The sequence below is a fragment of the Fictibacillus phosphorivorans genome (assembly GCF_001629705.1).
Classification (GTDB): Bacteria; Bacillota; Bacilli; order Bacillales; family Fictibacillaceae; genus Fictibacillus; species Fictibacillus phosphorivorans_A.
The window spans coordinates 2,732,744-2,745,857 of the sequence record NZ_CP015378.1; the positions used below are offsets into that span (position 1 = coordinate 2,732,744).

15 protein-coding genes and 6 tRNA genes are annotated in these 13,114 nt (G+C 38.6%); 4 read left to right on the forward strand and 17 right to left on the reverse strand.

Annotated elements, in window-relative coordinates; genetic code table 11:
- Positions 1–15 precede the first annotated feature (15 nt).
- Positions 16–1,299, reverse strand: a complete 1,284-nt coding sequence (locus tag ABE65_RS14145; protein WP_082861439.1) for an MFS transporter — start codon at positions 1,297–1,299, stop codon at positions 16–18.
- A gap of 201 nt (positions 1,300–1,500) precedes the next feature.
- Between ABE65_RS14145 and ABE65_RS14150 the strand changes: the two genes are divergently transcribed.
- Positions 1,501–1,761 (forward strand): hypothetical protein, encoded by a 261-nt coding sequence (locus ABE65_RS14150; RefSeq protein ID WP_066396199.1) that lies wholly within the window; start codon positions 1,501–1,503, stop codon positions 1,759–1,761.
- A gap of 1 nt (position 1,762) precedes the next feature.
- Here the strand turns inward: ABE65_RS14150 and ABE65_RS14155 are convergent, their stop codons facing one another.
- The 9 genes from ABE65_RS14155 to ABE65_RS14195 all read right to left on the reverse strand — a co-directional run bounded on the left by ABE65_RS14155 (position 1,763) and on the right by ABE65_RS14195 (position 5,582).
- Positions 1,763–2,374: a superoxide dismutase gene (locus ABE65_RS14155; protein WP_066396201.1), complete on the reverse strand. Its 612-nt coding sequence runs from the start codon at positions 2,372–2,374 to the stop codon at positions 1,763–1,765.
- A gap of 215 nt (positions 2,375–2,589) precedes the next feature.
- Positions 2,590–2,665, reverse strand: a tRNA-Phe gene (locus ABE65_RS14160).
- Positions 2,666–2,818: 153 nt separating this feature from the next.
- Positions 2,819–2,911: transfer RNA gene (locus tag ABE65_RS14165), tRNA-Ser, on the reverse strand.
- Positions 2,912–2,918: 7 nt separating this feature from the next.
- Positions 2,919–2,995: transfer RNA gene (locus tag ABE65_RS14170), tRNA-Ile, on the reverse strand.
- Between the two features lie 24 nt (positions 2,996–3,019).
- Positions 3,020–3,095, reverse strand: a tRNA-His gene (locus tag ABE65_RS14175).
- A gap of 22 nt (positions 3,096–3,117) precedes the next feature.
- A tRNA-Met gene (locus tag ABE65_RS14180) sits at positions 3,118–3,194 on the reverse strand.
- Between the two features lie 4 nt (positions 3,195–3,198).
- Positions 3,199–3,273 (reverse strand) — tRNA-Asn (locus ABE65_RS14185).
- A 153-nt stretch (positions 3,274–3,426) separates the two neighbouring features.
- A complete protein-coding gene (locus ABE65_RS14190; protein WP_066396204.1) occupies positions 3,427–3,909 on the reverse strand; it encodes a DUF456 domain-containing protein in 483 nt (160 codons plus the stop codon).
- 68 nt (positions 3,910–3,977) lie between these two features.
- Positions 3,978–5,582: a Na/Pi cotransporter family protein gene (locus ABE65_RS14195; protein ID WP_066400203.1), complete on the reverse strand. Its 1,605-nt coding sequence runs from the start codon at positions 5,580–5,582 to the stop codon at positions 3,978–3,980.
- Positions 5,583–5,772: 190 nt separating this feature from the next.
- Between ABE65_RS14195 and ABE65_RS14200 the strand changes: the two genes are divergently transcribed.
- The gene (locus ABE65_RS14200; protein WP_066396206.1) at positions 5,773–6,312 is read left to right on the forward strand and encodes a DUF1189 family protein; all 540 of its coding nucleotides are present in this window, start codon (positions 5,773–5,775) and stop codon (positions 6,310–6,312) included.
- A 30-nt stretch (positions 6,313–6,342) separates the two neighbouring features.
- Here the strand turns inward: ABE65_RS14200 and ABE65_RS14205 are convergent, their stop codons facing one another.
- On the reverse strand, positions 6,343–7,218 hold the full coding sequence (locus tag ABE65_RS14205; protein ID WP_066396208.1) for a DUF1002 domain-containing protein: 876 nt from the start codon (positions 7,216–7,218) through the stop codon (positions 6,343–6,345).
- 169 nt (positions 7,219–7,387) lie between these two features.
- Here ABE65_RS14205 and ABE65_RS14210 point away from each other — a divergent pair, with 169 nt between their 5' ends.
- Positions 7,388–7,714: a LysM peptidoglycan-binding domain-containing protein gene (locus ABE65_RS14210; RefSeq protein ID WP_066396209.1), complete on the forward strand. Its 327-nt coding sequence runs from the start codon at positions 7,388–7,390 to the stop codon at positions 7,712–7,714.
- A 101-nt stretch (positions 7,715–7,815) separates the two neighbouring features.
- Positions 7,816–8,928, forward strand: a complete 1,113-nt coding sequence (gene ispG / locus ABE65_RS14215; RefSeq protein ID WP_066396210.1) for a flavodoxin-dependent (E)-4-hydroxy-3-methylbut-2-enyl-diphosphate synthase — start codon at positions 7,816–7,818, stop codon at positions 8,926–8,928.
- Positions 8,929–9,480: 552 nt separating this feature from the next.
- Here the strand turns inward: ispG and ABE65_RS14225 are convergent.
- The 6 genes from ABE65_RS14225 to ABE65_RS14250 all read right to left on the reverse strand — a co-directional run bounded on the left by ABE65_RS14225 (position 9,481) and on the right by ABE65_RS14250 (position 13,095).
- Positions 9,481–9,864, reverse strand: a complete 384-nt coding sequence (locus ABE65_RS14225) for a DUF4190 domain-containing protein (RefSeq protein WP_066396213.1) — start codon at positions 9,862–9,864, stop codon at positions 9,481–9,483.
- Between the two features lie 115 nt (positions 9,865–9,979).
- A complete protein-coding gene (locus ABE65_RS14230; RefSeq protein WP_066396215.1) occupies positions 9,980–10,192 on the reverse strand; it encodes a DUF1540 domain-containing protein in 213 nt (70 codons plus the stop codon).
- 70 nt (positions 10,193–10,262) lie between these two features.
- The gene (locus ABE65_RS14235; RefSeq protein WP_066400205.1) at positions 10,263–10,676 is read right to left on the reverse strand and encodes a Fur family transcriptional regulator; all 414 of its coding nucleotides are present in this window, start codon (positions 10,674–10,676) and stop codon (positions 10,263–10,265) included.
- A gap of 8 nt (positions 10,677–10,684) precedes the next feature.
- Positions 10,685–11,533: a metal ABC transporter permease gene (locus ABE65_RS14240; RefSeq protein WP_066396217.1), complete on the reverse strand. Its 849-nt coding sequence runs from the start codon at positions 11,531–11,533 to the stop codon at positions 10,685–10,687.
- A 12-nt stretch (positions 11,534–11,545) separates the two neighbouring features.
- A complete protein-coding gene (locus tag ABE65_RS14245; protein WP_066396219.1) occupies positions 11,546–12,322 on the reverse strand; it encodes a metal ABC transporter ATP-binding protein in 777 nt (258 codons plus the stop codon).
- 119 nt (positions 12,323–12,441) lie between these two features.
- Complete coding sequence (locus tag ABE65_RS14250) at positions 12,442–13,095, reverse strand: HAD family hydrolase (RefSeq protein WP_066396222.1); 654 nt, start codon at positions 13,093–13,095, stop codon at positions 12,442–12,444.
- Positions 13,096–13,114: the final 19 nt, after the last annotated feature.

Genomic DNA, 13,114 nt, shown 5'->3' on the forward strand with positions numbered 1-13,114 from the left:
TATGTCAAAAGAAAATCATTGTTTATTTGGATTGTTCCCATCTTGTTGTGTTTCAGCAATCTCAATCGTTTTTGAAGAAGAGTTACGGGGAGTGATCGAAACTTTTCTTAAACAGAAATAAATAAAAAAGTGCCCAGCTCCTAGAATAGGAAGTAATAAAGGAATACCTTTTTCTTCGGACAGAAGATGTACTACGATGATAAACGTAAGAATAGATACGATTCTTCCCGCATTTAAATACAACTCACGTACCACAATATACTCAATCCTTTTTTCATGTATACCACGACATTTCCCGATAATATCATAAGTCAATGATACATAAGGGACTAACAATAAGGGATAAGCGATCGATACTGAAACGCCATATATTATAAGAAGCGTAAATGAAACAGGAAACAGCAACATGAATGGAGACACGAATAACAGTAGTCCTCCCCCAAATATCGCCTTCATACGATTCTTGGGATGTAAATAGTGTGAAACACAATAATATCCGATAAAAGAAACAAAAGACTGGACGAATCCATACGATCCAAGTGCAAATTCACTTTTAGAAGCGGTATAAACCCAAATCACGATCAAAAATATAAAAGTCCCTTCACGGAATCCTTGAAAAAAGTGTGCTCTCAATAGCTGAAGCCATGCTTTATCTTGCTTACGTTCTTGTAAAACCTTTCTGATACCATACAGTCCATCTGCTTTTCTCCTTTTTAAAAAGAAACTGATGACCACGGCAATCAAAAATAAAACCATTGAAATACTGAATATGGTTTCATACCCCAGATGTTTGTCCATCCTAGTAATGATATAACCTGCACTCAGCGGTCCGATCATACCTGATATCGAGTTTAAAACACCCAAATATCCGTTAAAAAAGTCTCGTGTCTCAGGTTCTGTAACTTCAAGTGTTAAAACATTAAATGCGAGCCAGTAAAAACCCAATCCAAAACCTAACATGGCTCCTAATAAGATCAAGTAATTACTCGCCATCGAACCCATAAAAAGGACTCCGATATAAAACATAGCAAGGATGAGAACTCCAATCCTTAATACGATGACGCGATCGATCTTTTTCGCAAACCAACCAGCAAAATAGAACGCTATTGGCTGCATAACAACGATTGACAGGTTATAACAGGCAATATCCGTGATCTTACCCGATTGCTTCCAAAGAAATATGTTAACAAATGTATTAGATAAAGCCGTACTTAACGTAAACAATCCACCTACAAATAACAACAAATACAAATCTCTAGGGTATTGGTCGGTATCCATGATTTTTTTGATTCTCATGATTTCGCCCCCTTACATTTCGTCGTTAGTGTCTTTCAAGACGAAGGGAGCTATTCACTTTTAAGAAAATTGGATTTTTTTGCAAGGCTGTTTGTAAAGCTCTTTGAATTTAGACCACTCACAATCTTGTGCTTCATCAACATGAATAAGAAAAGAAATAGCAATGCACGAAACAATATTTCTAAAAATAAGGAGGGAACGAATTTGTTTGAGTATTGGATATTTGATCTTGTAGATCAACAACTCTTGTTTCAATCCTTACAGAGTTCTAAGAAAGAAACTACTGACCATCGACTGCTTTGGTTTTTTCAAGCTAAAAACGTATTTGTTGTTCAGTCCACTGTTTCCTTTGGTGATGGCAACTTCACGTTAGATGAATTACTTGTAACACTATCTGATCATTATGAAATTCATGATAAAGGCATAATAAAAAGCCACTGGCATGCCAGCGGCTTAATGACTTAATTTATTTAGCTTCGTTATAGCGCTTTTCAACTTCATCCCAGTTTACAACGTTCCAGAATGCTGAAATATAGTCAGGACGTTTGTTTTGATATTTCAGATAGTAAGCGTGCTCCCAAACATCAAGTCCTAGGATAGGTGTTTTTCCTTCCATAACCGGAGTATCTTGGTTTGGAGTGCTCGTTACTTCTAATTCTCCATTGTTTACTACTAACCAAGCCCAGCCAGAACCGAATCTTGTTTTCCCTGCGTTCGCAAACTCTTCTTTAAATGCATCAAGACTTCCAAATTTATTATTGATCTTTTCAGCAAGTTCTCCAGAAGGTGTGTTCGCTCCACCTGGTGCGATTACTTCCCAGAATAAGCTGTGGTTAGCATGTCCACCACCATTGTTTCTAACAGCGTTTTGGATGCTTTGTGGAAGAGCATCTAAATTCGTTAGAATATCCTCTAAGGTTTTGTTTTCAAACTCAGCTTGACCTTCAAGAGCAGCGTTCAAGTTATCAACGTATGTTTTGTGGTGGCGACCGTGGTGGATCTCCATTGTTTCTTTGTCAATATGCGGTTCAAGAGCACTTGTTTCATAAGGTAATGCAGGCAGTTCAAATTTAGCCATGTTCATTTCCTCCTCATAATATGTAATTATTTATGTTCATTTTCAAGATTAACTTGAAAATTGGAACCATTTAATCAACTTTCTTGTTTAGAAAGTATTCAACATGTTTACCTTATCAAATTTACAATGAACTTTCAATTCTTAAACACTGTACCCTTTTTAAACATAAAAAAACCTTACGACATATAAGTCGTAAGGTTGATGTTATGTATGAATGGTGGCTCGAGACGGAATCGAACCGCCGACACGAGGATTTTCAGTCCTCTGCTCTACCGACTGAGCTATCGAGCCAAAAATTTTATAAACCAAAAATTATTGGTTTTTATTCGAATACTGTGTCTCTTCCTCTACACGTTCACCCTGGTGTGTATCCGTCGAGACAACTCGTAGCATACTCGTGCTGTAACGCTCGTAGCTATCGAGCCAAGAATTTTAAATATGTAATGGAGGAGGTAGAGGGATTCGAACCCCCGCGGGTCGTTAAACCCCTGTCGGTTTTCAAGACCGATCCCTTCAGCCGGACTTGGGTATACCTCCTCGATTATGGTGGACCCTGTAGGACTCGAACCTACGACCAATCGGTTATGAGCCGACCGCTCTGACCAACTGAGCTAAGGGTCCAATGAAATACTTATGTAAATGTTATGGGGCGGACGAGGGGAATCGAACCCCCGAATGTCGGAACCACAATCCGATGCGTTAACCACTTCGCCACGACCGCCATCGTGAGTAAAAAAACATTTTGGTAGCGGCGGAGGGAGTCGAACCCACGACCTCACGGGTATGAACCGTACGCTCTAGCCAGCTGAGCTACACCGCCAAAATGGCTCCACAGGTAGGACTCGAACCTACGACCGATCGGTTAACAGCCGATAGCTCTACCACTGAGCTACTGTGGAATAACGTCTTAACGTTTGTTAAGGACAAGAACTACTATAGCACGATTTCGCATTTAAAGTCAATAACATTTTAGAAATTAATCTAAACGAACACATGTGCTTTTTCAGAACAAAAATAATATAGCACGGTGTTCCATAATTAGCAAGGACGTTTTATAGGACTTGGAAATAAAAATAACCAATCATGATAGCTTGTGTAAGCACTTTTATTAATGTGGTACCTACAAAAGCCAGAACTGTCCCTATGCCGATTGAAACAGCAGGTTTGAGTCCTTTCCTCTGAAAAATCATTTCTGCTACTACAGCACCTATAAACGGTCCAAGCAAGATCCCGGCGACAGGAATAACAAATGGTCCCACGATCAAACCGATTGTACTCCCCCATAGAGCAGCCTTCGACCCACCTTTTTTCTTCACGGCATATGCATTCCCTACATAATCGACGATAAATAAACTGATAAATAATAGGACTTGTACAATAATGAAGAATGGTGTGAACGGTTCAAAGGAAAAAGCAAGTCCATAGATAACAAAACCTGCGGCAAGAAATAATACACCTGGCAAGATCGGATAGATTAACGCAATAAAGCTAACTAGAAAGGTTATACCTATAATGATCCAATATAAGATATCCATATGTAATTCTCCTTCATAAACAATAGAACTAAAAAAACCAAGAGACTATGATGCCTCTTGGTTTCATTCTACTTCTCTAATACAGCTTCTGCAATATTTACAGCGTGATCCCCTATTCTTTCGAGGTTGCTGATGATATCAACAAACACGATACCAGCATTTCCGTCACACTGACCCTCATTCATCCGCATGATATGTTGCTTACGAAGTGTACGTTCCATCTTATCAATTTTGTCCTCTAAGCCTAAGACTTCAGTTGCTAGTTCTACATTACCTTCTTCAAGTGCTTTAACTGCTTTATCTACTGTAGAAACAGTTAACGTGAACATTTCATCAAGGTCTTGTTTTGCCGTATCTGTTAAACGTACATTGTTACGTAACTGATAGTCCACGAGCTCGATAATATTCTCCATATGATCTCCAATACGTTCAATATCACGAGACGTATCCAATAGCATTGAGTGTTCGTTTGATTCCTGCGGAGTCAATGGATGAGCAGACAATTTAACCAAATATGCTGTAATTTGACGATCTAGATTGTTAATCGCTTCTTCATATTGTAGGGCAAGGTCTGCATTCTTCTTGTCTTTTTCGTTCAGATAAGTGATCGCTTCTTTTAATCCGCTCTGCGAATAATTAGCCATTCGAATAATCTCTTGTTTCGCTTGTCTGATAGCTAATGATGGTGCTGTTTCTAATACGATTTCATCGAGATGTTTTGCTTTGTATTCAATGAGAACATCTTCACCTTTTATTAACTTAGTTACGATGAAAGCTAATGCCCCGATAAACCAGAATTGGATCAGAACGTTCGTTACATTAAATGTTCCATGCGCAAAGGCAATCTGCATAGCAGGTTCTAAGTCTAATTTTGTTGATAAAAATTCAATATAGTGTCTGAACGGAACAAGTATGATCAAGAAGATCAGTGTTCCAAGTAAGTTAAAGATAACGTGAGTTAGTGCCGCACGTCTTGCTGCAACTGTTGTTCCGATCGCTGCAAGAATAGCTGTGATCGTCGTTCCGATATTATCACCGAACAATACAGGAAGTGCTGCTTTTAGATCGATCATGTTTTGAGAATAAAGTTCTTGCAAGATTCCGATTGTTGCACTTGATGATTGAACGATTACCGTAAATAACGTCCCGATTACTACACCTAGAATCGGATTGTCACTCATAGAAACGGTTAAATCTTGAAATGATTGAAGACTGCGTAGGGGCTTCATACCGTCTCCCATAAGTTCAAGTCCTAAGAACAATGCTCCAAAACCAAATGTAATCTGTCCAAAATAATTGTACTTCGGATTCTTAAAGAAGAAGATCAAGATCGAACCAACTGCAATAATCGGCAGTGCGTATTCTCCAACATCAATACCGATAATAAAAGATGTAATCGTAGTACCGATATTGGCACCCATGATGACACCAATAGCTTGGCGTAATGTTAAGAAACCAGCATTCACTAGTCCGACAGTAAGAACTGTCGTACCTGAACTACTTTGAATTAATACTGTTACAAATATCCCTGCTAAAACTCCCATAAACGGATTTGTTGTTAATTTATCAAGTATTTCTCGTAATCGGTCTCCTGCAGAGTTTTGAAGGCCATCTCCCATGTACTTAATACCGAATAAGAAGATCCCCAGTCCTCCGATAAATTGAAATAACATTTCTTGATAATTCAATGTTTACAGCTCCTTATTAACTATCATTTATCAACCTACGCCATTATCTCTATTTGTATTGTTTGTGTAAATAAAAACAGAGCATTTGTAACATTACCTTTACAATTGAAGCATATTGTCGAAAGTTCCCGGTTCATGTACACTAATTATGCTAACAATTAAAGGAGCTTCTCATATGAAATTACATATTCGTTTTATCAAAAGTTTATGGTCCTTCAAATCTATCGCATCTTTTCGTTTCTTAGGGGTCGGCAGTACCATCATGTATGTATTATTGTTAACACTATTATGTATGATACCTGTATTCAGCTTATTTTTAGTTGGTCTTTTATCTAAAAATCAACCTCTAAACAATTTTGAGAGTTTTGGATTAAATACTGACCAAATGCAAAACTTTGGTTCCACATTGGATGGCATCTTCCTTATCATTATTGCCGTTATCTATGTCGTGATGTATGTACTCTTCTCAGGAATCTTGTTTTCTGGCGCTTCTATTCTAGCTGCCGTTATCATTCCAGTTGCACAACTTCTTAATAGAAAACAATCATACAGACACCTATGGGTATTATCTTGCTACTCCATCACCATTCCATCCGTGTTACTAACGGTATTATTCTTTTTTAATGTTCATATCCCATATTCTTTTTTGTGGTTTTGGATTTTAGCTTTTCTCATATGCGCTCTCTCTATTACTAAGATTCCTCGAAAAAAATAAAAAAGCGGCTAAAAGCCGCTTTTTTGAATTCTATTTAAATAGTGATCTAATCGCTTCAATGATGGCCATAAAGAAATCGATAATCTTTTGGAAGAAAGACTGTGTTTCCTCGTCTTTTAAAAAATCACCAAGATTATTACTGATGTCTTTTAGTCCATTTTGAACTTGATCCCAATCGATATTAAGTTCTTTCATTTTATTGAACAACGCAAGCAATCCATTTAGTTCTTCTTGTGTTAATTCAATCCCCATATCTTTTGCAACTTTTTCAATCAAAGCTCGCAGATCTTCTTCTGATTGTACCGGATTTTTTGCAATTTCTTCTTTAACACGTGTCATCAGCTCGGTGGCTTCTTTCGTTCCGATTCTTTCACCCAGTTCAGCAGTCTTTACCATCTCTTCATTTGCCACTTGTTTTTGAGCTTCTGGAATCTCAATCTGTGCTGTCGACTCGTACGCTTTTATGATACCCGTCAATGCTGCTGTCCCTGAAACTTTAAATGGAGCTGTTACATAGATCTCTGCATCAGTCACACCAGCAGTCGTCAAAGCATTCATATACATTTCTTCTGTTACCCAATTGATATTATTGGTCTCAACCGACAACCCTTGGTCTTTATCGCCAATTGTAATCTTTGTTGACGAGATCGCTTTTGAGCCGATTTGCGCTTTTGAAATATAGTTGCCTAAATATTGATGCTCTTCTTCGTTTGTTACTACTACAGATTCTACATCAGCTGGAACGTCCATTTCTTTTAACAATTCACTTTTTTGTTGTTCTGTTAAGTTCTCACCTAACGTTACGATAATGTCGCCAGGTGCAGCATCAGCATACATTTTTAAAGGAGCAATAAATAGCGCTGCAATCATTATAGACAACAGAGCAAGTACTTTTGTTTTTTTCATTACTTTCACCTCTCCAATCGGTACAACTACAAAGTTACGCAGAAAATTATTTTTTTCTGTCCTTCCTGCCTTTCCATTTTACACCATGCCCAAGAAAGAAGTCACTGTAAACTTGTCATATAGTAAATGGACAGGCATATAGTAACATATGCGAAAGGAGAGGGAATATATGAAACGATTCATTAGAGTCTGTGTAATCATGCTTATCTTATATGTGGTAGCCTATGATTTAAAAATCGGTACACTCCCTCAGTCTAGTTCTGCCAACGCAGAAATACAGACAGAAAAGAAACAAGATCAGAAGAACAAACAAAAGTTTAAAACCTATGAGGTTACGCCTGGTGATACTTTAATATCTGTTGTAGAGAAACTGAATTCAAATAATAATTATTCAATAGTATCTATGATAAAAGACTTTAAATCATTAAACCCTGAAGTGAATCCAGAGAATATACAAATAGGTAAATCCTACAAATTCCCTGTGTATCATAAATAAGTCAGATAACATTACTTGTCAAAACAAAATGTTCCCTGCTAAAATGAACTGATGATAGGACAGAATAATACTGTCAATTTGAAAAAAGGAGCGATTCACCAATGAGTGAAATCACCCACCGTTCTAAAACAAGACCTGTAAAAGTAGGAAACTTAACAATAGGTGGAACTGATCAGGTTATTGTACAAAGTATGACAACAACAAAGACACACGATGTTGAGGCTACAGTAGCTGAAATTTTACGTTTGGAAGAAGCGGGCTGCCAAGTAGTACGTGTTGCATGTCCTGATATGCGTGCTGCAGAAGCGATCGCAGACATAAAGAAAAGAATTAATATTCCACTAGTTGTAGACATTCACTTTGATTATAAGCTTGCGCTGAAAGCCATCGAAGGTGGAGCAGACAAGATTAGGATCAATCCTGGTAACATCGGTCGCCGTGAAAAGGTTGAAGCCGTGGTAAAAGCTGCAAAAGAAAAAGGCATCCCGATTCGAATCGGTGTTAATGCAGGCTCTCTTGAAAAAAAATATCTTGAGAAGTACGGTTACCCTACAGCAGATGGTATGGTGGAGAGTGCTCTTCACCATATTAAGATCTTAGAAGATCTTGATTTTCATGATATTATCGTTTCCATGAAAGCATCTGATGTTAATCTCGCGATCGAAGCTTATGAAAAAGCTGCAAAAGCTTTTGATTACCCATTACATCTTGGGATTACAGAATCAGGTACACTTTTTGCAGGTACCGTTAAAAGTGCTGCTGGATTAGGGGCTATCCTTCATAAAGGGATCGGAAACACTGTTCGTATCTCACTGAGTGCAGATCCTGTTGAAGAAGTTAAGGTTGCACGTGAATTATTGAAATCATTCGGACTTCTTTCCGATGCTGCGACACTGATTTCTTGCCCGACCTGTGGACGAATTGAGATCGACCTCATTTCAATCGCAAATGAAGTGGAGGAATATATCTCAAATGTACGTGCTCCAATCAAAGTCGCTGTACTTGGATGTGCTGTTAACGGACCTGGAGAGGCTCGTGAAGCGGATATCGGGATCGCTGGAGCGCGTGGTGAAGGATTGTTATTCCGCCACGGAGAAATCGTAAGGAAGATTCCAGAGGATCAGCTTTTAGATGAACTGAAAAAAGAAGTAGATATTTTAGCAAAAGCACATGAAGAAAAGTTAAAAGCTGAAGCTGCGGCTCAGCAAGTATAAATTTTGAAAAGCTCCCATCTTCGGGAGCTTTTTTTAACGATCCTGAAAGAATTTGATTTCCGCTCCAGGTTGCTCGGGTTTCCATGGGGCGAACGGATAGCCTCCTGTCTAGTTGCAGTGACAAGCCCCTCGAGGTCAAAAGGTAAACGGTCAAGTAGGCAAAGTACGCCTTCATGCCCATTCATCTTTTGCTTGTCGGGGCTGAACGAGTCACTTCCACTTTTTGGACTGCCGCAATGCGCCTTTAGGAGCCTCCACCTGACCGCTCGTCCCATAGGAGTCGGCAACCTTCCTCTTCAATCACCATGCTAGAGGATGAAAAAAACGTTTTTAAAGCAACACTCTAATAGAAATGGCCTTTTCATTCTTCGAAGATGTGTTGATCGGAGTACTAGGTGCGAGACTCCTTTCCCTCTGGGCGGAAAGCGAGCATCTGAAACGGAGATCAATTACTTCCACAAGCAACAAAGCCTGCGTAAAATGCCTTTTTAAAAACAGCCTTATTCAATAAAAAAGAAGAAGCGGTTAGCTTCTCCTTTGCTCCTTTTTCCTTTAAAAGAATGGTGCAAAAAACAACGATATGATAATGGATACGACACCTATGCCGATCGCCCAATTACCAAGTGAATGTGCACCTTGTCTTCTGGCAATGAATCCGACAATAATACCTGCTGCCCCAAACAACACAGGAAGTATGAACAAAGATAATACAGACAAGATGATCGCGATGATTCCTGTCGCTTTCCCTCCTGCTGTTTCCCGTGAATCTTCATGTTCGTGTCTGTGATGGTCGTCCCGATCTGAATAACGAGGTCTCTCGTTCTCAGGTAACGTCATCTCACTTCTTACAGGAACTGGTACAGCTTCCGCGGCCATCTCTTCCCGAAATACCGCTTCGTTATTATTAATTGTACGGTCATCTCTTTCGTATGCCATGATGATTCCCCCTCTTATCGTGGTAAGGAGCGTTCTTATTATGGCATTAAAGTGACTTTTTCATAGATGTTAGTTTATGGGCATTGAAAAAGAGGCCTGTTATTGGCCTCTTTGCTTAATGTTTAGCTCTAAACGTATGACAACATGTTTCAGCTGTATCGTGGGCAGCATCTTTATGAGCCGCATCACCATGGAGGCTCCCATCTGCACTCATGTCAACAGACATATTTGCATGCTTGTCGATTTCAACAAGAATGGCATCAGCTACACAGTTGTTGCCTTCCCCCCAATACGTGCAATTCGATACATTACATTTAACTTCAGGCATAAAAAAAACCTCCTTTCACTTTAGCTTGGCTAAATAAAAGGAGATACATACTTCATTCGTTGTAAAAAGTTTAATTTTTGCACGCATTACAATAACCGTAGATCTCAAATTTATGTCCTGTTACGTCAAAACCGTTCAATTCGCTATCTAACACTTCCATCGGACATGTATGAATGGACTTCGTACTTCCACATGTTAGGCAGATTAAGTGATGATGATGTTCATTATGTGAACACGTAAATCGAAACTTTTTCTCCCCTTCCCACTCTGTTTCTTCAAGTAAGTCTAACTCGACAAAAGTGGTTAGATTTCGATAGATCGTATCGAAACTCAGACCAGGATACTTATCTTTAAGTGCTTCTTGAACTTCTTTTGCTGTAAGATATCTCTTTTCGCGAGCAAATAATGAAAGAAGATCTTTTCGCTTTTCCGTATACTTATAGCCCTTTTCTTTTAAAAGGTCCATTGCCTGTTCGATCGTCATCGCAAATTTCACAAGTGACCCACCTTTCTGGAACCTGTAAACTTTTTATAAAGAATAGTTAAGAACAATATAACAACCAAACATAAAACAATCGTTCCACCTGATGCAAGATCAAGGTAATAAGATAAAAACATACCTGCAATGACTGAGATCTCCCCAAAAAGAACTGAGAGCCAGATTGCCTGTTTAAATCCTTTAGCGATTCGGATACTAGCCGCAACGGGCAACGTCATAAGCGCTGACACTAAAAGAATGCCAACTATTTTCATAGAAGCAGCGATAACTAAAGCTGTTATTGCCATAAAAGCAACTAAGATCCAGTTGCTTCGAATGCCAGATAGCTTTCCTTGCTCTTCATCGAAAGATAGAACAAATAATTCTTTGTACATAAAAAATACAAATAAAAGAACAACAATAAGAATGGCAAAAACAGTCCAAACATCCGAACGCTTAACCGCAATGATACTTCCGAATAAATAGTTGAACAGGTCTGTGTTGAAACCGTCTGCCATTGAGATGAAGATAACACTAAGGCCTATTCCCGCTGACATAATAATGGGTATAGCCAGCTCCTCATAGTGTTTGTACACTTTTCTGAGCTGTTCAATAAAAATTGCTCCACCTACCGAGAAAGCCATCCCCATGTAAATGGGATTAGCTGCAGCAAAGAAGGAAGACCATTTTCCTAACAGTAAATTAGCAGCAATACCCGCTAATGTGATATGAGACAATGCATCTGCAATTAACGCTTGTCTTCTTACCACAATAAAAACCCCTAACACAGGAGCAAGCAAACCAACCATTATTCCTGTCAAGAAGGCATTTTGTAAGAATTCATATTTTAAAAACGGTAACATGTGTTCCTCCCCTTACTCGTGCCCATGATCATGGTGAAGAACATGAACATGATGACCATAAAAAGCAGATATATTTTCAGACGAACTTTCTTCAAACTCCTTCGTGTTTCCATGAAAATGAATCTGTTTGTTCAAACAAGCAACATCTGTTACGTAATTCGTCATCACACCGACATCATGAGTTACCAACACAAGCGTCATACTATTCTCACGATGAAGTTCTTTAAGCATTTTATAAAAAGAGTCTGACGATTCCGTATCGACTCCAACAGTTGGCTCATCTAATATTAATAGTTCGGGATCGCTGACTAGAGCTCGAGCAATAAAAATTCGTTGTTGCTGTCCTCCAGATAACTCCCCAATATTCTGGTGAGCGTACTGATCCATTTTCACTGACCTTAATGCTTCCCAAACTTTTTTCTTATCAGATGCTTTTAAGAATTTAAACAATCCTACTTTACCAAAGAGCCCCATCGATACAACTTCGAAGGCTGTTGCAGGAAAGGCTGTGTTAAAGCTATTTGCTTTTTGTGATACATACCCAACCTTTTCCCAGTCATTAAATTTGTTCACTTTTTCCCCAAAAAGATATACGTTTCCTTCTTGAGGCTTTTGAAGTCCTAATATACATTTAATCAGTGTAGATTTACCTGAACCGTTCGGACCAACTAGTCCAAGAAAGGATCCTTTCTTAATCTCCATCGTTACATGTTGGAGAACATTTTTATCGCCATAATGAAACGATAAATCATCTACACGAATGGCTATCGATCCTATATTGTTATTCATGATTAACCTCCGTGAGAAATCGAAAAATAAGTAGTAATGAGTACGATTTAAACTGTCTCATAGTATACACGAATTATGAACAAAGTAAAACAACATGCTTTATGAGCATGTTCAATTATTTAAGTCATTCCATTTACAAGACTCTTCACATGGTATTGCAGATCTTTTGGGCTGATGATCTTATCTGCTTCTCCCAAGTATTTTTTGTCCAGAGTCGTTTCAACAGCTAGGCAAAAAGCTCCTGCTCGTTTAGCAGATTGTATACCAAGTGGAGCGTTTTCAACAACTAGCCACTCTGATGGCTTAAAAGGATGTCGATCCATAGCTAATCGGTAAGGTTCAGGCGATGGTTTCCCTTCTTTGACATCATCTCCAGTAACAATTATATCAAAGGTAACAGGCAGTTTACTTAAAACTTCGGAAACAAATTCTCTTCTACTTCCCGTAACGACTGCAATAGGAATTTCCTCATCACTCAAGACCTTTAGTGTAGATACCGTTTCCTCTATAAAATCATATTGGGCGTGTTTCTTAAAATAATTTCTTTTTTGTACATATATACTTTCAATCAGCTCTTCGTTAGCAACCACATTAGAATGGTTAAAAACATCTTTAATCGTTTTTTTACCTGGCATTCCTTCTCTTAAGTAAAAGACGAGCTCTTCATGGTCATATCCTTTTTCGCTGAATGCATGACGCCAAGCATCAACATGGTGACGCATCGTATCAACAATCACACCGTCCATATCAAAACAGACTGCTTTAATACTCATATCTTTTCCACCTTTATCG